General features: G+C 54.2%; 16 protein-coding genes. 7 read left to right on the forward strand and 9 right to left on the reverse strand.

Going from position 1 to position 19,751, the window contains the following annotated elements; all coding sequences use genetic code 11:
• Positions 1-66: 66 nt before the first annotated feature.
• From BDD14_RS06455 to BDD14_RS06490, 8 genes are all read right to left on the reverse strand, one after another.
• The gene (locus BDD14_RS06455; protein WP_130418085.1) at positions 67-1,509 is read right to left on the reverse strand and encodes an efflux transporter outer membrane subunit; all 1,443 of its coding nucleotides are present in this window, start codon (positions 1,507-1,509) and stop codon (positions 67-69) included.
• Complete coding sequence (locus tag BDD14_RS06460) at positions 1,506-2,801, reverse strand: efflux RND transporter periplasmic adaptor subunit (RefSeq protein WP_130418086.1); 1,296 nt, start codon at positions 2,799-2,801, stop codon at positions 1,506-1,508. Before BDD14_RS06460 ends, BDD14_RS06455 begins: the two co-directional genes overlap by 4 nt.
• Before the next feature lie 61 nt (positions 2,802-2,862).
• Positions 2,863-6,054 (reverse strand): efflux RND transporter permease subunit, encoded by a 3,192-nt coding sequence (locus BDD14_RS06465; protein ID WP_130418087.1) that lies wholly within the window; start codon positions 6,052-6,054, stop codon positions 2,863-2,865.
• 105 nt (positions 6,055-6,159) lie between these two features.
• Positions 6,160-6,906: a TetR/AcrR family transcriptional regulator gene (locus BDD14_RS06470; RefSeq protein ID WP_130418088.1), complete on the reverse strand. Its 747-nt coding sequence runs from the start codon at positions 6,904-6,906 to the stop codon at positions 6,160-6,162.
• A gap of 317 nt (positions 6,907-7,223) precedes the next feature.
• Positions 7,224-8,204: a 4-hydroxythreonine-4-phosphate dehydrogenase PdxA gene (gene pdxA / locus BDD14_RS06475; protein WP_130418089.1), complete on the reverse strand. Its 981-nt coding sequence runs from the start codon at positions 8,202-8,204 to the stop codon at positions 7,224-7,226.
• Complete coding sequence (locus tag BDD14_RS06480) at positions 8,201-9,349, reverse strand: four-carbon acid sugar kinase family protein (RefSeq protein WP_165419944.1); 1,149 nt, start codon at positions 9,347-9,349, stop codon at positions 8,201-8,203. Before BDD14_RS06480 ends, pdxA begins: the two co-directional genes overlap by 4 nt.
• 94 nt (positions 9,350-9,443) lie before the next feature.
• Positions 9,444-9,626, reverse strand: a complete 183-nt coding sequence (locus BDD14_RS06485; RefSeq protein WP_130418091.1) for a hypothetical protein — start codon at positions 9,624-9,626, stop codon at positions 9,444-9,446.
• 137 nt (positions 9,627-9,763) lie between these two features.
• Positions 9,764-10,162 (reverse strand): hypothetical protein, encoded by a 399-nt coding sequence (locus tag BDD14_RS06490; protein ID WP_130418092.1) that lies wholly within the window; start codon positions 10,160-10,162, stop codon positions 9,764-9,766.
• Positions 10,163-10,944: 782 nt separating this feature from the next.
• On the opposite strand from BDD14_RS06490, the gene BDD14_RS06495 reads away from it, so the two are divergent.
• From BDD14_RS06495 to BDD14_RS06525, 7 genes are all read left to right on the forward strand, one after another.
• On the forward strand, positions 10,945-11,895 hold the full coding sequence (locus BDD14_RS06495; protein WP_130418093.1) for a sigma 54-interacting transcriptional regulator: 951 nt from the start codon (positions 10,945-10,947) through the stop codon (positions 11,893-11,895).
• Between the two features lie 211 nt (positions 11,896-12,106).
• Positions 12,107-13,147: a Gfo/Idh/MocA family protein gene (locus BDD14_RS06500; RefSeq protein ID WP_130418094.1), complete on the forward strand. Its 1,041-nt coding sequence runs from the start codon at positions 12,107-12,109 to the stop codon at positions 13,145-13,147.
• A gap of 34 nt (positions 13,148-13,181) precedes the next feature.
• The gene (locus BDD14_RS06505) at positions 13,182-13,709 is read left to right on the forward strand and encodes an acyltransferase (RefSeq protein WP_130418095.1); all 528 of its coding nucleotides are present in this window, start codon (positions 13,182-13,184) and stop codon (positions 13,707-13,709) included.
• Positions 13,706-14,812 (forward strand): DegT/DnrJ/EryC1/StrS family aminotransferase, encoded by a 1,107-nt coding sequence (locus BDD14_RS06510; RefSeq protein ID WP_130418096.1) that lies wholly within the window; start codon positions 13,706-13,708, stop codon positions 14,810-14,812. Before BDD14_RS06505 ends, BDD14_RS06510 begins: the two co-directional genes overlap by 4 nt.
• The gene (locus tag BDD14_RS06515) at positions 14,802-15,491 is read left to right on the forward strand and encodes an acyltransferase (RefSeq protein WP_130418097.1); all 690 of its coding nucleotides are present in this window, start codon (positions 14,802-14,804) and stop codon (positions 15,489-15,491) included. The genes BDD14_RS06510 and BDD14_RS06515 overlap by 11 nt, the downstream gene beginning before the upstream one ends.
• A gap of 73 nt (positions 15,492-15,564) precedes the next feature.
• The gene (locus BDD14_RS06520; protein ID WP_207231694.1) at positions 15,565-16,554 is read left to right on the forward strand and encodes an NAD-dependent epimerase/dehydratase family protein; all 990 of its coding nucleotides are present in this window, start codon (positions 15,565-15,567) and stop codon (positions 16,552-16,554) included.
• The gene (locus BDD14_RS06525; RefSeq protein ID WP_242617777.1) at positions 16,551-17,711 is read left to right on the forward strand and encodes a DegT/DnrJ/EryC1/StrS family aminotransferase; all 1,161 of its coding nucleotides are present in this window, start codon (positions 16,551-16,553) and stop codon (positions 17,709-17,711) included. The genes BDD14_RS06520 and BDD14_RS06525 overlap by 4 nt, the downstream gene beginning before the upstream one ends.
• A gap of 670 nt (positions 17,712-18,381) precedes the next feature.
• On the opposite strand, the gene BDD14_RS06530 is transcribed toward BDD14_RS06525, so the two are convergent.
• Positions 18,382-19,395: a multicopper oxidase domain-containing protein gene (locus tag BDD14_RS06530; protein ID WP_242617778.1), complete on the reverse strand. Its 1,014-nt coding sequence runs from the start codon at positions 19,393-19,395 to the stop codon at positions 18,382-18,384.
• Between the last annotated feature and the right edge of the window lie 356 nt (positions 19,396-19,751).

The raw sequence follows: 19,751 nt of genomic DNA on the forward strand, positions 1-19,751 counted from the left end.
TTGGCTTCCGCAAATTTATAGCTGCGCCATCTTCGCTGCAAAGGTCTCCTCTCCAGCGCACCCCGCTCAATTCTTGGGCAGCTGCGTCGAGCTCCATCCTCCACCCAGCGCGATCTGAAGGCGAGAGCTTGCCACAATCCGCTGCGCGACCAGGGAAGCAGAAACTCGCTCAGCCGTCAGCTCGATCGTCTGGTTCGTCAGTACCTCAAGGTAAGGAGCCAGTCCGCGCTTATAGCGAAGGGTCGAAAGCTGCGTGCTTCGCCTCGCAGCCTCCACGGCTCTATTCTGTACCGCAGCTTCTTCTTCGAGCACACGCAAAGCAGAGAGCTGGTCCTCAACGTCGCGGAAAGCGGAGAGCACTTGATTCCGGTAGAGCGCGGTCACCTGCTCTCGTTGCGCCACGGCAAAATCGACCTGAGCTCGTCTTCGGCCAGCATCGAACAAGATCTGGCTTGCACTGGGCCCTGCATTCCACCCTGCGCTTGCCGGGTTGAATAGCTGGCTGAGCTGGCTGCTTTCGACGGTACCGCTCGCTCCCAGAACGATCGTGGGGTAGTAGGCAGACTTCGCGACCCCAATCAGCGCATTCGCCGCAGCCACTTGCCGCTCCGCCGCTGCAATGTCCGGTCTTCGCTGCAGAATCTCCGAGGGAATTCCCGTCGGAAGAGCGGGAGGATCTCCGGCAAGCGGCCGCTCGGCAATATGAAATCCCGTTGCGGGAGCTCCAACAAGCAGGGCAATTGCATGCTCCAGCTGCGCCCGTCCTACCCCGAGATCGATCAACTGTGCTCGCGTCTGCTCCAGTTGAGTCTTCGCTTGCTCCACGTCGCTCTCCGTGCTCAATCCTCCTTTAAGCCTGTCCTCGGTAAGCTTCAGGGTTTGCGTAAAGGCATCCAGCGTATTTCGCAATAATTGTGCTTGAAGATCAACTCCGCGCAATTGGAGGTAACTTACAGCCAGCAGACCCTGCAGACTCAATTGAGTATTGGCAAGATCCGCAGCAGACGCCTGTGCATTCGCCGTGTTCGATTCAATTTGACGGCGAACTCGCCCCCAAAGGTCAGGCTCCCAGGAGATGCTCAGGGGAATCAGAAAATCCCAGTAGTCCTGGGCTGCATTCGCGGGCCGCAGTGGCCGCGTGCTGGAGATACGATTCCGGATCGCTGAAGCACCGATCCCAACGGTTGGATAAAGTGCCGACCTGCTCTGGCGTACCAGATCATGCGATTGCTCATAGGCATGAAGTGCCGCTGCAATACTCTGATTGAAAGTAGCGCATCGCTGTTCCAGATCGTTCAGTTCTGTATCGCCGTAGATCGTCCACCATGCTCCGCGATCCGTCGTGCTGTCAGCCGGTTTGGCGGCCGTCCACGCACCATTGTGTCCGTCGTCGCTGTACGCAGGAGGCGCGGGCATGGCAGGGACTTTATAGTTCGGCCCTACCTTGCATCCGGCTATCGCCAGAGTCCCAAGCAAGGCAGCCAACTTCGTGATGCTGCCGGACTTCATCGGTGAGCCTCCTCCGGCGGAGCCGGATGGTGTTGCACCGGATTTACCACTCGTACCTCTTCGCCCTCCGTCAGCGAGTCCGGAGGATTGAAGATGACCGGCTGGCCCTCTTTCAGACCGCTCAGAATCTCAACCGTCGATCCGAAGTCGCGCCCCGGCGTCACGTTTAGGATATGTGCGCGATGATTTTCATCCACCGTGGCAACATGGAGTCCATCCGGTTCCAGAATGAGTGAGCTCACGGGAACGATCAACGCCATGGCCGCCCTCGATACGTTCAGATGCACCTGCGTGTAGCTGCCAGGCAAGAGCTCGCCTGCCCGGTTATCTACGTCGACTTCAGCCAGCAGCGTGCGAGTCGCAGGATCGACGGAGTTCGCGGTACGCACCAGCTTGCCCTTGAAATCGCGGCCAGGATACTGCGGCAAAGTCAATGTCGCCGTAACACCCCTCCGCGCATCCGGTGCATAGATCTGTGGCACATTGATGAAAACACGAAGGGTATCGATGGCGGAGATATCGAAGATCTCGCGGCTGCTGCGCACCGTGCCCGCGCCTGCAGTCGTCGTGCTTCCCTCAGCAGTGATGAGCTGGCCGGTATCGAGGTTGCGCGCCGTAATTACACCATCAAAGGGCGCCACAACCCGCTCAAAGGAGACGAGCTGCTCCAGCCGTCGTACATTGGCCGCCGCAGATGCAACTTCAGTGCTTCTCGCCTGCAACAGGCTCACCGCATTGTCCGTATCCTGCTGCGAGACAGCGTTGCTGCCGACCAGGTCGCTGTATCGCTCAGCGGTCGTCTTGGCCAGGCCGGCGTTGCTCACGGCCGTCGCCAGGTCTGCCTTAGAGGCGGCGAGTTGCTGATCCAGCTCCGGGGTCTCGATCACCGCAAGCAATTCGCCCTTGCGAACGCGCGAACCAATGTCGTGGTACCAGACCTTCACATACCCCGTTGTCCGCGCATAGATTGGAGCGAGCGTATAGGCTTGCATGTTGCCGGGAAGCACGATCTCAGAGGCGTTCTGCTGCAGCTTCGGTGTCTCCAGCGTGACCGGCGGAGCAGCGGTGCCGCTGGTGTAATTCGTAAGTTCCGCGCTGCTGTGCTTGCGGCGAAGAATTCCAACTACCGCAATCACCGCCGCAATCAACAGAACGACCACCACAATCGCAACCAGAGAACCGCGTGAGACCGGCGGAGGCTCATGCCGGGCATCCGCGCGATGCGCGCTCTCCCTGTGCGGCTCAGCACCTCCCTGCGCCGCTTGCTGCCTCTTTTGCTCTTCGCCGCTCATCGATTCTCTCCCTGTAAGTTCTTGTTCCTGGAATTGCTGCAAGCGGTCTTTCTCGCGACGCTCATAGATAATCCTCGTCCGCAGTGACGCCCTGATCGTTCGTCAGCAGCGGATCGTTTCGATGCATAAAGGCGAAGAACGTCGGCACGAAGGTGAGCGTGCCGAACGTGGCCAGCAGCAGGCCTCCGATCACGGCGCGACCGAGGGGCGCGTTTTGCTCTCCGCCATCGCCCAGGCCCAGAGCCATCGGGACCATGCCGATGATCATCGCCAGCGCAGTCATAATGACGGGGCGGAACCGGGTGAATCCCGCCGTCAGCGCAGCCTCCGTCGAGTTCATCCCCTCTTCCATCTTCTCCTTCGCAAAGCTCACCACAAGAATTGAGTTCGCCGTCGCCACGCCGACGCACATGATCGATCCCGTCAGCGCGGGAACGCTGATATGAGTTCCTGTGAGAAAGAGAAACCAGACGATGCCGGCGAGCGCACCTGGCAGAGCCGAGATGATGATGAAAGGATCGAGCCAGCTCTGGAAGTTCACCACGATCAAGGCGTAGACCAGCACAATCGAGAACAGCAGTCCTGAGACGAGGCCGACAAAGGAGGTATGCATCGTCTCAATCTGACCACGCACAAAGATCTCGCTTCCTCGAGGAAGCTTTCCTTTACTGTCTGCGACAATCTTGTTGATCTTGCCGGCAACGCTCGCGAGGTCCGTTCCCTCCACAGCGCCGTAGATATCGATGACGGGTCGCGCGTTGTAGTGGCTTACAGTGCCCTGTTCCGCGCCACGATCGATCGAGGCAAGGTTGCCTAGAATCTGCGACTGCGCCATGCCGCCCGACGACGAGATCGGGAAGTTTTGCAGCTCCTGCAGGTTCTTTACGTCATACTGCGGCGTCTGCACCGCGATGTTGTAACTGACATTGTTCTGTGGATTGAGGTAGAACGTCGGCGAAGTCTGGAAGCTGCCGCTCAGGGCGATCAACAAGTTGTTCGCCACGTCCCGCTGGCTGTAGCCGACCTGCTGAGCTCGTGTGCGGTCGACATTGACCTTCCACATTGGAAGGTTGAACGGCTGCTGGATGCGAAGATCGGTGGTACCCGGAATCTGGCTGATCTGCTGCATCATCTTTGCCGCCAGCGCCCGGTTCTGGTTCAGTTGCTGTCCAATTACCTGCACGTCGATCGCCGCAGGCAGGCCGAAGTTCAGAATCTGGCTGACCATATCGGTCGGAAGATAGTAGAACTCAGTACCCGGAAACTTTACAGTCAGCTTGTCGCGCAGCGTGTGCATGTAGTCACCGGTTGGCTTGTGATCCTCACCAAGCGAAACCAGAATGTCCGCATCCGCGGTCCCCACCGTGGCTGAGTTCGAATAAGAGAGATTCAGACCCGAGTAAGGAAGGCCAACGTTATCGATGATCGTTCCAAGTTCGGAGGGAGGAATCTCTTGTCGAATGACGTTCTCGATCTCATCGCAGAGTGCGGCAGTGTCCTCAATTCGAGTTCCCGTGTGCGCCCGCACGTGCAGCTTGAACTGGCCACCATCGACCGAGGGAAAGAAGTCCTGCCCTAGCCATGGATACAGGAGGGCGATCGAGACGACCCAAAACGCAACGATGGAAAACAAAAATAAGGCGCGATTTCCCAGGCAGAAGTTCAGCATGCCATGGTACCAGTTGCGTATCTTCTCAAAGTAATACTCGAAGATAAGCTGGAACCGCGTGAAAGGATTTCTGCTCTTCGCTCCCTTCTCTGCGCCGTCCGGATCATGCGGCTTAAGCAGATACTTCGCCATGGTCGGCACAATCGTTCGCGAGAGGAAGTATGAGGCCAGCATGGCGAAGACCACGGCTTCCGCCAGAGGAACGAACAGGTAACGCGCGACGCCACCAAGGAAGAACATCGGCACGAAGACGATACAGATCGACAGTGTCGAAACAAACGCCGGAATTGCGATCTGTGCCGCACCATCGAGAATCGCCTGCTCAACCTCTTTACCCTCCTCGAGATTGCGATTGATGTTCTCGATCTCAACCGTAGCGTCGTCGACCAGGATTCCGACCGCGAGCGCCAGCCCACCCAGGGTCATGATGTTGATTGTCTCGCCGAGAGCGGCCAGCATTAACAACGAACAGAGGACCGACAGAGGAATCGAGACCGCGATGATAATCGTCGACCGCCAGCTTCCCAGAAAGAGAAGGATCATCGCTGCAGTCAGACAAGCGGCGATCAAAGCCTCGCGCACGACGCCGCTGATCGCTCCCCGCACAAAGACCGATTGATCGCCAATCGGATTAATGCGAAGTGCGGGCGGAAGCTGCGCCCCAATGGAGGGCAGCTGAGCCCGAACGTTCTTGATGATGTCCAGGGTCGAGGCATTGCCGGTCTTCATGACCGTCAACAGCGATGCGCGTTGTCCATCGACCCGAACGACGTTGGTCTGGGGCGGGAATCCATCGCGTACGTTGCCGATGTCGTGAATGTAGATGGTCGCCCCATTCGCGGTCTTGATGGGAAGATTGTTCAGCGCCTCGATTGAGGTCGGTGCACTGTTCGTCTCCACCTGGTAGTCCACGTGCCCCATCTTCACATCGCCCGCAGGAAGGATTATGTTCTGTGCGTTGACCGCGTTGACGACATCCGATGCCGACAGTCCGAAGGCCTGCAGCTTCTGCGTATTGATATCGACCTGCACCTGCCGCTGCTTTCCACCGTAAGGGAAAGGAACCGCAGCCCCTTGGACCGTCGCCAGCTGCGTCCGGATGAAATTCTGTCCAAAGTCGTTCAGTTGCTGCTCATTCAGGCCATTTCCCGAGAGACCCAGCTGGAGGACCGGCACGCTCGAAGCACTGTACTGGATCACCAGCGGTGGAGTCGTACCTTGCGGAAACTGCCGCAAAGCCGTCTGCGCCACCGCCGTAACCTGCGCTACCGCTTGGGAGATATTCACCGTCGGCTGGAAATAAACCTTCACCACCGAAACGCCATTCAGCGTCTGCGACTCCGTATGATCGATGTCGTTCACGGTCGTCGTCAGGTTTCGCTCGAACGGAAGCACAATACGAGCGCCAAGCTGTTCCGGAGAAAGACCGGCATAATTCCAAATTACCGATACGACTGGGATATCAATGTTCGGGAAGATGTCGACAGGAGTTCGCAACACCACCAGAGGACCAACAATAAAAAGAAGAAGAGACAACACGACAAACGTGTAAGGTCTTCTAAGTGCAAGTCGAACAATCCACATCGGAACTCCATCGAAAAAACACTTCCAGCGACCGACAATATGCCAGCAGTCAGATTCAACTCGGCGAAATAGGCTGCTCTGCGCAAGTCAGGCAATACCAGAATACTAGACACTCAGTTTAGTATTGGACGTCTTGCTCCCCGAGAAAGACTCACGATCTTTCCCCGCGTAAGGCCGATCACCATTCTCCCCATCCGGTGTTGGGTGTCTGTCCTCGGAACACTGTAGGCCTTTAAATATAGTCTTAACCATAATCGCAGACTGTTCCTCGCTCAGGGAGCCATGTCCTGCCAGCAAACGGAACACCATCGGCCCATAAATAAGGTCGAGAACGATCTCCGGATCAATCTCTTGTCGGATGTCCCCTCGATCCACGCCACGCCGCCACATGATTCGCGCTGCTTCACGCCGGGTATAGAGGAACCGCTGCCGGAAGAGATGAAGGAAATCGGGGTCACTCTGCCCTTCAGCGATAAACTGGCCAAACAGTTTCCCCAATGGGGAGCTGTAGAACGCCATCACGGCCTGTAACTGCCGCGTAAAATCCTGCTCCGCGGACCCCGTATCCGGCATCGGGACACGCTCTGTCATACCTGCAAGAAAAGCATCTAAAGCAACAAGACTCTTGTTCGACCACCACTTGTAGATCGTCGCCTTGCTGACACCGGCCTTCTGGGCAATCGCGTCTGCACTCACTTTGCGAAGCGGCTTGCGTTCCAGAAGGTACAGCGCAGCCTTCAAAATCGCATCTTCGGCCTCCAGACTCCGATGCCGCCCTCTACCCTTGGAGGCACCCGGCGGTTGAAGCGCAGGTGCCGATTCCCGGGAACTCTCTTTGCGTATGTCTTCCAAACTCGACTCCGTCTCGTAAAACGAAATGATTTATCCGCCTGCCAATCAGCTCCTAAAAGAGAGTTCGAACCTCCGGACGCTAGGGTACGGCTCATCGGCGTCGCATCCGATTCGGAATTCCAAACCAGACAGACGCATCTCCACCACTTCCCGCGTCCCTCACCTTCTCTTAAAAATGTACACTCTCCGCGAATCTGCGGACGCAATCCCCCGGGGATCGAACGATTTGCCATAAATAATTGTCCGTAGTTTCTGCTTGCGGGCGACGCGTATGCCGCAACCACTGCCAGATCCAAAGCGCGCACTCGTCTCTTTGCCTATGCCTGTACCGTTGGCAGAAGCCGATGATGGGCCATGGTGACAGCCATACGGATCGCCGCCTTCATATTCGCTTCGCTCGCAAGATTCTTGCCCGCAATATCGAACGCCGTTCCGTGATCCACCGAAGTGCGAATGATCGGAATCCCAAGGGACGTATTGACCGTAGCCTCAAAGTCCAGCAGCTTCATGGGAATGTGGCCTTGATCGTGATACATCGCCACAATCAGATCGTGGGATCCCCTCGCCGCCTTGAAAAAGATAGTGTCTGGCGCCACAGGTCCTTCGCACCTGATTCCCCGAGCTTTACAGGCCTCCACCGCCGGCTTGATAAACTCCTCGTCCTCCGTTCCAAACAAACCATGCTCCCCGGCATGTGGGTTCAGCCCGCACACTGCGATGCGCGGCTCGGCTTTTCCCAGAAGCTTCATAGCTTCATTGCCCAGTTCGATCGTTTCTATAATGCGCGACGTATCCAGGTTGCAGGCGTTCCTCAGGCTTACGTGGGTGGAAACATGAACGACGCTCAGCTTCGTTCCTGCCAGAAGCATGCGCGAGCCCGTCACTCCGCACAACTCAGCGATGTACTCCGTATGACCGGAAAACTGCATCCCGTTAAGCGTCACCGCCTCTTTATTCAGGGGACCGGTGACCATTGCTTCCACTTCGTGGTTCAGGCACATCAGCGTCGCGTCGTGAACATACCGCACCGCTGCCTTGCCATACGCTGCGCGCAGCGCGCCATACTCGATCGGTTCCCCCGGCGCAAGAACGCCGCAATCGCGGAACTCTACTCCCAGCGCATCAAACTGGACTCCCGTACTTCGCTGCGCCGCTTCAATCGCCGCCTGATCACCGAGAACAAGAAACTCCGCTGAGGAAGAGATCTCTCGGTCGGCTAACGCCTTCAGGATGACCTCACCTCCAACCCCGGCAGGATCTCCGAGGGTAATGGCAATCTTTGGCAAACGTTCGCTCACACTGGCTCCTTTCTGTTCATCAACCGTTTCGAGAGCCCCCAGAGAACATCATCTTTTCCAAACCCTCCCGATTTCAGAATAACTGGAATCTGATCCAGGGATCCCCCCATGGCGATGCCTTCCGGAAGCCCCGGCGCGAACTCCTCGACGAGGCGCAGAGAACCCACCTCCAGAGCGCGGCATACCATCGCCGCTGTATCCCCTCCCGTCAGCACGCAGCAGGCAATTCCATGCGGACGCAGTAACGTCATGGCAAGTCGGATCTGGTCTACCGTCGTCGATTCGCGATGCACCTTCAGAACCACGAATTGAGTCTCGGCGGGGACCCCGGAAAAATCCTCTATCCGAACCTCACACACCTTTGCGGCTCCATGCAGAGCCTCGATCTGCCTCTTCGTCACGCTATGATCGCTACCTACAAACAGGACCACGATCCCTTCGGCGGGAGGGACTCTTCGCGCCACCCCTGCCTGCGGGATCTCGGAGGCCAGGGCCTGAGCCAATCCCCCCGATCCGATCCACAGAATGCTTCTGGCGGCGTCTCGCGCCTCCTTCACCGTACGATGCAGATCCGCCATCGACTCCGCATCCCACAGCACAAGCCTGCGGTCAGCCTTTCTTCTGTCCACCGGTTCATCACCCATCAAGCCGGCATCATGCCCGACGCGCCTCAAAGAAACATCTCTCACGCCGGCACGATGCAAACCTTCGCACAGATCGATCGTGCGACTCTCTCCACCGCCCTCGATTCGCAATACTCCATCTCGCACTACCCGTCCCATCGCCGGGTAAGCTGGACTCATCACCACCAGCTCGCAAGGAAAACCCTCGATCGCGGCGCGAATCTCCACGAAAGTATTGCCTCGAAAAACCGAATCTACCTTCTTGAAGACCTCCGCAGCCTGCCTCGCCGCAACCATGGCAGCGCCGGTCCTCTCAACAGCCGCATCCTCGGGAAGATCCCGGCTCTCTGTACTGATCGCCCACACGCCATCTACAGAGGGGCCGGTCCCCTCTTCCAACACAACCTCCACCGGAAGGCCACGCTCAGCGAAAGCGACGGCTGAGTCACATGCCCCTGTCAGATCATCCGCGATAATGGAAAATCGGGTCCTGCCAGGCTCGTGTACATCAATCGGCTTCATTGCCCTCCCTCTTCCTTCCGGTGCCCTCATTTTGCCTCTCCCACGGGAGAAGCAACGAATCCTTGCTCCTCTACCGAAGCTAGTGCCCGCGTCGTCAGCCTACCCGATGGCGTTCCGCCTGCGCTACCTCTCTGCATGGATTGCGGACAATGTCCATCGCGCACTCGACCCGGCACCCTTCGACCGCGAGGACAACACCCTCAATTCCGGTGCAGGCGCTCGCTCCAACTGTCTTTATTTCCAGGATGTTCAGCACGCACTGTGTGCCTCTCGGCATCGGTTCCTGCACTTGGCAGAATCAGACATCCATTTGCTGTCTCGGGCCTTGAAAGGCCGTCACAGAAGATTGAGCTTGTGTTCTCTGCCAGTCCCGAAACAATTCGTAGAGAGCCTCGGAAGTGTGATCTCCTTCGCTCAGTCGGCAATCGGCAGAACCTGGCAGTCTGCGCTTTGTTCATCCCGTTTCTTTGAAGGCAGTCTTATGCTGCCCCAGCCCGGCGTTCTTCCGCAGGCACGAAGTCTCGCTGCTGCCGGTCTACGGCTAGCCGCACCGACGTTTCCGAATTTCGGCACACCCTCTGGGTCGACGGCCGTCGCGTTGGCAGGAACAAGATCGTAAATATTTTCATTCGGAGTGAGTCCGTAGCGCTCGCGAACAAAACGATCGACAGCGTCGAGCTCTTCTGCAGTCTCCGCCTCGAAATCGAGTCTGGGTGTGCGAGAGATGACCCGGATGACGTGATCTTCGTCTTCCCGCAGTAGGTCGCTAGCTTCCTGGGAGAGCATCGGGGTCTCGCTTCCGTCGCATGCCATGCGGTCCACTGAGCTTCGGATTACGGAGATCGAGCGCACAACGTTTGTGTCATAGCTTGTATGATCTTGTCTAAGACCTGGTCAACGGGAAATGCGAGCTATTCCACGATCCATCTTGAAGGCCAGAACGGTTAAATGATTGTGACCGGAGAATCGGCACGTGTGAACGTGATCGCTCTCAACCTCTTTCCCATAGAGGCCCGAAGGTCACACTGAACGCCTAGCTAGTTTATTCAAACACTCGTTCAATTAACTAGTCTGACAGGGCTCGGCGGATGTTCACATCATGAGACGAATCTTCTCAGTCCTGTAACCTCCAAAACTCTGCCTGGAGGGTTGCACGATGTTCAAATCTCACGCGAATAATGGCATGCACGCGGAAAATATTTTTTGCTCTCGACTCTCAGCCCCTCGGAGGCCGTACTTCCTGTCATCTGCAGAGCTAGGGAACGATGAATGCAAGAGTTGGCATACTAGTGCAGCACATTGCAACCGTTAACCATTTTAACTGGAAAATCACGCATCCAATCAAGCGGCAAAACGAAACGAAATTTCGCCGATGATCACTAGATCGATTGCGAATGGATGATACTTAGACGTGGTCAGATGGGTCTCCTAAGCGTCTCGAAGTACAAATTCAATGTTCAGTCATCGAGCTTGCCCGAATATCGAGTAATGCTATTCAAATTACCATCCTTTATTTTTCCTGAAAATTAACTTAATAGGCGACCGTCTCAGCATTGGTACTTTACGTGCTGGCATGGTGTTTCCTGAGACCCAAAATGTCTAAAATTCATGGCTGTCAACTGGGGGATTTTTTTATAGGTAACTCCCCGGAAATCTATCGGATTTGCGACCAGTTGCAGAAGGCCTCTCTGACCAATATTCCTGTGCTTATTACGGGCGAGAGTGGAACAGGTAAAGGATTGGCCGCCCAACTTTTGCACGACATGAGCACGCGGTGTGCGAACAAGTTCTTAAAATTAAATTGTTCGGCAATATCGAATCAATTCTTCGAACTGGAATTATTCAGCAAGGCAGAGCAAGTCGATCGCGGCACATTGTTTTTGGACGAGATCGGGGAGTTAGACCTTGCCCTTCAAAGCAAACTTCTGCATATGTTGCGGGATTTTCGCTTCATGGGTCTTAGTGGAGAGAACGAGAGACCTATTGATGTTCTTTTGATCTGTGCAACAAATCGCGATCTTGAAGCCGAAATCGCAAATGGAGCCTTTCGGGCTGACCTTTTCCATCGCATTAACGTGTTGAGAATGCAGATGCCAGCTCTACGTGACTGCGTAACGGATGTGCCGATTCTGATGAGTCATTTCGTCAAACTGTATAGCGAGAAATTCGGTAAAGATCCTGTTCCGCCAAGCCCTTCCTTTATGAAAGTGCTTGAGTCGTATCATTGGCCCGGCAATACACGGGAGCTTGAAAATATGGCCAAACGATATGTTGTGCTAGGTGGGGAGGATCACGTTCTGTCGGTGATGAAGCTACCTCCACAGCAGTTGGCTCGTTCTGAAGCGATCGATCTTACAACTCCCTTGAGGGTTCAAACCAAGCGAGCAATCCGAAACCTTGAAAGCAAGATTATTTTGAGTGTGCTGGAAGCGCACAATTGGAACCGCAGAAAAACCGCCCGATCACTCGATATCAGTTACCGCACGCTCTTGTACAAGATAAAAGAGGGCGGCCTGCCACGATCGAGCAAGACGTCCTTGACTTAATCGCTTCCGACCGAAAGATCAATCTGCGTCCTGTCCTTTTCATGCCGACATGTTTGGAAGCTCACATGCTCCTAAAGATTGCGTTGCAGCAATCAGCAGTTCCAAAAGCATGCAAGTGATGTCATGAACGTCGTTCTAGTGCAGAAAATATGCAAATGATTTGCACGAGTATGCAATTCGACGAAAAAATACGCAATCCGGGAGAGTCCGCGTGGTGAATTTCGGAGTAGTTGGCTATGGATACTGGGGACCAAACTTGGTCCGCAATCTGTTTGAGGTTCCAGAGACGCAGGTTGTAGCAGTCAGCGACATGAATCAGGAGCGGCTGAAGTTGGTTAAGAGCCGTTATCCGTCTGTTGAAACGACGACGGACTTCCATCAATTGCTCAACAATCCGAAGATCGATGCGATTGCGATCGCAACGCCGGTCTTTACACACTACGACCTTGCTTTGCAGGCTTTACAAAGTGGTAAACACGTCATGGTCGAAAAGCCCATGACATCCACTTCGGAGCAGGCAATGCGGTTAATCGACGAAGCTGCCAGCCGCAATCTCGTACTTATGGTAGACCACACGTTTGTCTACACCGGCGCCGTACGCAAGATCAAAGAGATTGCTGATTCCGGACAATTGGGAGAAATACTCTATTACGACTCGACCAGGATCAATCTCGGCCTCTTTCAACGGGACGTTGATGTGATCTGGGATCTTGCCGTTCACGATCTGGCGATCATGGACTATATTCTTCCATCGACTCCGTGCGCGGTTGCAGCCACAGGCATCAATCATGTCTTCGGTGGCACCGAGAACCTGGCTTACATCACTATGTTCTTTGAAGAAAATGTAATTGCTCATGTGAACGTAAACTGGCTCTCTCCTGTCAAAGTGCGACGCACGCTGGTAGGTGGCAACAAGCAGATGATTGTGTATGACGACATGGAGCCCAGTGAAAAGGTCAAGGTCTATGACAAAGGAATCACGGTAAACTCGACACCCGATTCTCTTTACAAGGCCTTGGTTGGATATCGTTCGGGTGATATGTTCGCCCCTCAGCTGGATGTATCGGAAGCACTCAAAGTCGAGATCCAGCACTTCGCAGATTGCATCAAGACAGGAGCGGAGCCTATCACCGGAGGGCAGGCTGGCCTTCGAGTAGTTCGCATTCTGGAGAGCGCGTCTCTTTCGATGAAACAGCGCGGCAAACTCGTCACCCTCGCCGACGAACTTACTCTGAGTCGCGGAGCGGCCTAACATGATAAGTCAACTCGCGAGGGATCCGCTTCAGATGGATCATAGTACAGATGTTGCGCAGACTCCGCATCATGCGGTCTCGGCAGAGTTTAGTCGTATCGCTCCGGATGTCAGGCTGGGTGTCGGTGTGCGTATCTTTGCATTCGTCAATCTTTACGGTTGTTCCATCGGAGATAACAGTAAGATTGGAACCTTTGTCGAGATTCAAAAAAACGCGGAAATCGGCAAGAATGTCAAAGTCTCGAGCCATACTTTCATCTGCGAGGGAGTCAAGATAGAGGATGACGTCTTTATTGGACATAATGTCTCGTTTATTAACGATAAGCATCCTCGAGCCACAAATTCTAACGGTAGCTTGCAGAACGAGGCAGACTGGCAGGTTGTACCGACAGTCGTAAAGCGAGGCGCATCCATAGGAACAAGCTGCACAATTCTCTGCGGAGTCACGATTGGTGAATCTGCCATTGTAGGTGCAGGCAGCGTTGTCACTCGTGATGTTCCACCAAACACTGTTGTGGCCGGTAATCCTGCTCGTTTTTTGAAAATAGTGGAGGAAGCATGAAGATTCCCTTTGTCGATCTTAGATCCCTGCACGATGAAATCAATGATGAGCTTCGGGAAGTATTTGACCGTGTTCTCAATAGCTCGGCCTTTGTGTTGGGCCCGGAAGTTCAACGGTTCGAGCAGGAGTTCGCTGCATATGTTGGAACAAGCCACTGTGTCGCTGTAAACACCGGGACTGCAGCATTACATCTTGCATTAGCTGCACTCAATATTGGTAACGGAGACGAGGTAATCACCGTCCCGCATACGTTCATTGCAACTGCTGAGGCCATCTCGGCTGTTGGCGCACGACCGGTGTTTGTCGACATCGACCCCGTAAGCTTCACAATGGATCCCAACTTGCTTGAAGCAGCGATCACTAGCAGAACCCGTGCCATCATTCCGGTAGATCTCTATGGACAGACAGCGGACATGGATTCGATTCAGGAGATTGCTGACCGCCACGGCATACCTGTTATTGAAGATGCATGCCAGGCCCACGGTGCGGAGTACAAGGGTCGGAGAGCCGGATCGTTCGGAGTTGCCGGATGTTTCAGCTTTTACCCAGGAAAGAATCTCGGTGCCTGCGGCGAAGGGGGGGCTGTTACTACCAACGATGCGGAGCTCGCTCACCGGATTAGGCTGTGGCGGGATCACGGATCCTCCAAGCGCTACGAGCACGTCTTTCCGGGACTAAATATGAGAATGGAGGGAATTCAGGGTGGAATTCTTTCTGTGAAGCTGAAGTATCTCGATCGCTGGAACAATCAGCGCAGAGTGGCCGCAGCTGAATATGACGCGGCACTGAGGGGGACAGAAGTTGAAGTCCCGACCGAAATGCCTTACAACCGGCACGTCTATCACCTTTACGTTATTCAATCGAATAAGCGCGATTCACTTCGCGAGCAATTGTCGGAAGCCGGCATCGAGTCCGGATTGCACTATCCGACACCTTTACATCTTCAGGAGGCGTATCGTTTCCTCTCTTACAAAGAGGGAGATTTTCCCGTTACCGAGAGAGTAAAGGACCGTATCCTGTCGCTCCCTATGTATCCAGGAATCCATTCTGAAGCGATTGGGCGAGTCGTCTCGGAACTGAAGGAGAGTTGTTATGTCGGTTGACCACGAATTTACGATCGCCTCGGAAGCGAGGACGGTACCTGCTGTCTTCGGAAGCAAAAAGCTCGTGGAAGATCCCTCTTGGGAGTGGGAGTTCGCTTCTCACCTGAAGCAGACTTACTCGCCATCGGAGTTGCTGGCTCTTTTTTCCAGATATAGGAATGAAGAGAGTCCCTTTGAGTCACAGATGCGACGAGTGCTCGTTCGGGCAATGTGCCGGACTGCGGGGCATTCCCTCGAGACCGGACCCGGAATCGTCCTAAAACATGCCGATACCATGGAACTGGGCGACGCCGTCTTCATCGGATCGCAAACAATGATTCAAGGTCGTTATGATGGTACATGCCGTATTGGCAGCCATGTCTGGATTGGCCCTCACGCCTACTTCGACGCGCGAAATTTGGTTATAGAAGATTATGTTGGATGGGGTCCGGGCGCCAAGGTGCTTGGCTCTTCACATACCGGCGATCCAATCGATGTTCCCATCATTGCGACCGAGCTTACGATTAAGCCGGTCGTTATCGGCTATGGAGCAGACATCGGCACCAATGCAACAATCCTTCCTGGCGTTCACGTGGGCGCCAACGCCATCGTAGGCGCAGGTGCCGTTGTGACAACTGATGTGCCCGAATATGCTGTTGTAGCCGGTATACCGGCAAAAGTTATCCGTTATCGCCAGTAGCAACAATACACGAGATTCTAGTAATTCAAAGGACTATGGAAGCCAATGAGTCAGCGGAGCAGAAGGGGAGCAAATGAATCCTATTGAGGGTACAAGGATACTCGTAACTGGTGGGGCTGGATTTGTAGGAAGTGCCACCGTGGATCAACTCTTGAGCGGGGGAGCCGCCGAAGTACGGGTCCTTGATAATTTCATCCGCGGAAACACTCGCAATCTAGAGGCAGCTCAGAAGACTGGGCGTCTTACGCTTGTTGCTGGTGATATCCGCGATGCAGATATGGTGGATAGTCTAACCGAGGGTGTCGACTACGTATTCCATCAGGCAGCGTTGAGAATTACTCGTTGCGCGGAAGCTCCGCGGGAGGCCGTTCAAGTTCTAGTAGATGGCACATCAAATGTCCTGGAAAGCGCGGTCCGCCACAAGGTCAAAAAGGTTGTTGCTGCTTCTTCCGCTTCGGTCTACGGTGATCCGTCTTATCTGCCGATGGATGAGAGTCACCCATTCAACAATCGCACACTGTATGGTGCGGGGAAAATCGCTAATGAACAGATGCTTCGCTCTTATTACGAAATGTTCAAGCTGCCCTATGTAGCATTTCGGTACTTCAATATCTACGGACCCAGGATGGATCTCGATGGTGTTTATACCGAGGTCTTGGTTCGCTGGATGGATGCGATCGAAGGAGGTCAGTCGCCTAAGATCTTCGGCGACGGTTCTCAGTCGATGGACTTCGTTTATGTCGATGATGTTGCCAGAGCGAATGTCGCTGGCCTTGTATCCGACACAACTGATGAAGTCTTCAATGTAGGGACGGGCGTTCAAACAAATTTAAATGAGCTCTGCCACTCACTACTGAAAGTCACTGGGTCAAAACTCAACCCTGAGTATCTCGAGGCCCGTAAGGTCAATAACGTTCAAGCGAGACGAGCAGCTATTGAGAAAGCAGAAAGAATGCTTGGCTTCAAAGCAGGCGTCGATCTTGAGACGGGCCTGAAGTTGCTTATCGAATGGCGCGATCAAGTTAAGTTCGAGCTAACTGCAACAACGGGGAGCACAAAGTGACCACCATCTCAGTACAAGCCGCAGCAATGATCCCAGTCGCCCGACCTTTCATCGGTGCGGAGGAAGAGCACGCAGTCATTGAGGTTCTACGTTCGGGTTGGGTGACTCAGGGCCCTCGCGTTGCTGAGTTCGAAAGAGAATTCTCGGCGTATATCGGCTGCGATCACTCGGTCGCCGTATCTTCATGCACCACGGCGCTTCATCTTGCCTTGGTGGCAAGCGGGATCGGTTCCGGCGATGAAGTTATCTGCCCGAGCCTCTCCTTTATCGCTACCGCGAATTCAATTGCCTATGTGGGCGCTACCCCGGTCTTCTGCGACATCGATCTCGCAACGTACAATCTTGATCCCTCGGCACTTGAGGGACTAATCACTCCACGCACCAAGGCGATTCTGGTAGTTCACCAGATCGGCTTGTCCGCCGAAATGAAAGGGATTTTGGTGGTTGCTAAAAAGTATGGCCTGGCCGTCATCGAAGATGCAGCCTGCGCTATCGGATCAGAATATGAGGGCAACCTTATTGGGAAGCCGCTGGGCACAATGGCATGCTTCAGCTTCCATCCTCGCAAGATCTTGACGACCGGCGAGGGCGGCATGATCACGACAAATGACGCCGACCTAGCCGACAAACTCCGCAAGCTACGGCAACACGCAATGAGCTTGTCTGATGTTGTCCGTCATAACGCAAAACAAGTGACGGCCGAAACCTATGACGAAGTAGGTTATAACTTTCGCATGACCGACATGCAGGCCGCTATGGGAGTTGTACAGCTCGACCGCCTGCAGAGTTTTCTGCAAAGGCGCCGACATTTAGCCTCACGCTACGATGAAGCACTCCAACCCCTCCCCTGGCTCGAAACACCATCCGTTCCTTCGAACTGCCGTCACAACTATCAGTCGTACATGATTCGCTTGGTTGATGCTTCAGCCGCAAAACGCGATTTAATCATGCAGAGGTTGCTCGAGAAGAACATTTCTAGCCGGAGAGCGATCATGGCAATCCACCGGGAGCTACCTTATCGCTCAGAGCAGTGGGAAACCGCTTTGCCAAAAACGAATCTCGTAACCGATACCGCACTCATTCTCCCGTTGTTCCATCAGATGACCGAAGCCGATCAAGACTATATCATCGAGGTCCTTTACTCTATCGCGAGATAGGAGTTCAAAAAACGAGCCTACAACTGTGCGAGTGTGGCCCGCAAGCGCCCTGTAGTTCGCATTCGTTACAATCTTCAGTTGATTCATTCGATGGATCGCTGTGTCTACGATGTACTTTCCAGTTGCCAGTGAAGCGGTAGCCGCAGGTGACGGCACATTGCATACATGAACCATCCCGCCTGTGTAAGCAAGTAAAAGTCGTCGACAAGTTTTCCGTGTGTATCCAAAGCTTGCGCGCGAACCCCTGATCCGCCCGGTATCAAATCTTCAGCCGTAATATCTGGCATTAACCGCTGCAGAGCGCGAACAAAAGGCAGCTTTGTTCCGCGAACGATAGTACTCTCCCAAAGAAGTCTGCCAATACTTCGCCGCCATCTACCAGAATCCTGGAAACGTGGCGAATTCCATCACATCGCTAGCGTCGAATGATCTCTTTAGATAGCCTTCGCGTTTCAATGCCAGTACGGCGTTCGGTCCGCCTCGATACGCCGGGTAAAATGCACGCCGAGAAATGAAACCGCGGATCAGGAACTGGATATATCAGACCTCGGAGATGCTGGTGCTTCGACTGCGTCATTTCATGGCACTCTCCACTTGCCCCATGTGGGAAAGGTCTACATGGCCCACTCGTCTGTAAACTACAGAAAGGAACGCCTCAAGAATTGAGGTTTCACGGCAACACTTGATATCTTGCAACCATGCCGCCAGAATAATGATCATTCACATGACAATGAAAGAGCCAGACTCCTTCGCCATCGGGAATCATGTCTGCAGTCGCCATCGCCATCGGGCCAAGAAATAGCGTATCCATCCTCATGTTGTTCCATGTGACGGTGTTTCCGTGCCAATGTGCCATATGTACATCGTCTTCATTGCTGTTCGAGAGCAGATACCATCGTACCCGCTCTCCCTTTCGCATCGTCAACATCGGCAAATTACCCTCGATATAGCCATTGAGGGAATAAAGCAGATTTTGATCGCGCAGCAATGGGTCAGTCGTCTTCATGCGAGCTATTCTGGCTTGCTTTCCTACATTTCCCTCAAAAAACCAGCTATCGGTTTCATCGAAGACTGCAAAATCTGTAATGAACTCGCGATCGACATCTTTGGGTGAGCCGTCAGGTCTGGCGCTTCCCTTCCGGGTCACAATAATTGGGCCGATGAGCCCGGTATTGATGTCTGTCGATTCGACAAAATGCGAATGATACATCCATAGGACAGAGCTTCCATCCATGGGACCAGGACCGCTGCGTTCTGGTACGGTCCATATGTACGTGTAGGTGCCGCCGCGGTGAATAGCGTCATCAGCCTTTACGGTTCCGCTTGTGCCATCGTTGTACGTGGCGCCTTCTGAATCTTTTGTGTACTGGACTCCATGCGGATGCATCGTTACAGTGAGGTGTGTGTTATTCCGGAAGACGACCCGTATCGAATCACCCACCTCAGCACGAATCAGCGGCCCGAGGATCCCCAGATGCGACCACTGCTGAGGACGGACTTTAACCGTCTTGAATGTCGCATCCGTATACTCCCGGTAAATCGCCTTATGGTAAATCCTGTGATTGATTCCGGACGCTGATTCATTTTCTCCTGCCTCGGGATGAGGAATTCCGGCCAGGTTTCTTCCTTGAGGAGTGTAGTCCCAGTCTACTTCATCTGCGCCAATGAAGTAGGTGCGGGTCACCCCTGCTTCCTCAGACTGTTTGGCTGGTGCTTGGCCGTTCTGCTGATGAGTTCCGCTCGCCGCCTCTACGCGTGAATGTTGGTTTTGAGTAGTTGCCTTCGCGCTCTGCGGCCAACCTGGAGTGGCAAATAAAGCAAACAAAGCTGCGATGCCAGCCTTGCAGAGTCCGGAAGTTCGGCCACTCCACCGATGCCCAGATCCGACTCCTGCTGATCTAAACGGTTGAACCACAAAGAGAAATGAACGATCTGCTGACGGTATCACATCAATACTATAGAGTGGGGAGGGATCAACGCAAAGGAAAATTAATGATCACCCGCCCCTCACGAGCGGGCCAAAATCTCAACGCGATTCCG

Source organism: Edaphobacter modestus (genome assembly GCF_004217555.1).
Classification (GTDB): Bacteria; Acidobacteriota; Terriglobia; order Terriglobales; family Acidobacteriaceae; genus Edaphobacter; species Edaphobacter modestus.

Excerpts from the sequence above, each read along its gene's own strand:
- BDD14_RS06455 (WP_130418085.1), bottom strand. The coding sequence starts at position 1,509 with ATGAAGTCCGGCAGCATCACGAAGTTGGCTGCCTTGCTTGGGACTCTG.
- BDD14_RS06460 (WP_130418086.1), bottom strand. The coding sequence starts at position 2,801 with ATGAGCGGCGAAGAGCAAAAGAGGCAGCAAGCGGCGCAGGGAGGTGCT.
- BDD14_RS06465 (WP_130418087.1), bottom strand. The coding sequence starts at position 6,054 with ATGTGGATTGTTCGACTTGCACTTAGAAGACCTTACACGTTTGTCGTG.
- BDD14_RS06480 (WP_165419944.1), bottom strand. The coding sequence starts at position 9,349 with ATGAAGCCGATTGATGTACACGAGCCTGGCAGGACCCGATTTTCCATT.
- BDD14_RS06485 (WP_130418091.1), bottom strand. The coding sequence starts at position 9,626 with ATGCCGAGAGGCACACAGTGCGTGCTGAACATCCTGGAAATAAAGACA.
- BDD14_RS06490 (WP_130418092.1), bottom strand. The coding sequence starts at position 10,162 with ATGGCATGCGACGGAAGCGAGACCCCGATGCTCTCCCAGGAAGCTAGC.
- BDD14_RS06495 (WP_130418093.1), top strand. The coding sequence starts at position 10,945 with ATGTCTAAAATTCATGGCTGTCAACTGGGGGATTTTTTTATAGGTAAC.
- BDD14_RS06505 (WP_130418095.1), top strand. The coding sequence starts at position 13,182 with ATGGATCATAGTACAGATGTTGCGCAGACTCCGCATCATGCGGTCTCG.
- BDD14_RS06510 (WP_130418096.1), top strand. The coding sequence starts at position 13,706 with ATGAAGATTCCCTTTGTCGATCTTAGATCCCTGCACGATGAAATCAAT.
- BDD14_RS06515 (WP_130418097.1), top strand. The coding sequence starts at position 14,802 with ATGTCGGTTGACCACGAATTTACGATCGCCTCGGAAGCGAGGACGGTA.
- BDD14_RS06520 (WP_207231694.1), top strand. The coding sequence starts at position 15,565 with ATGAATCCTATTGAGGGTACAAGGATACTCGTAACTGGTGGGGCTGGA.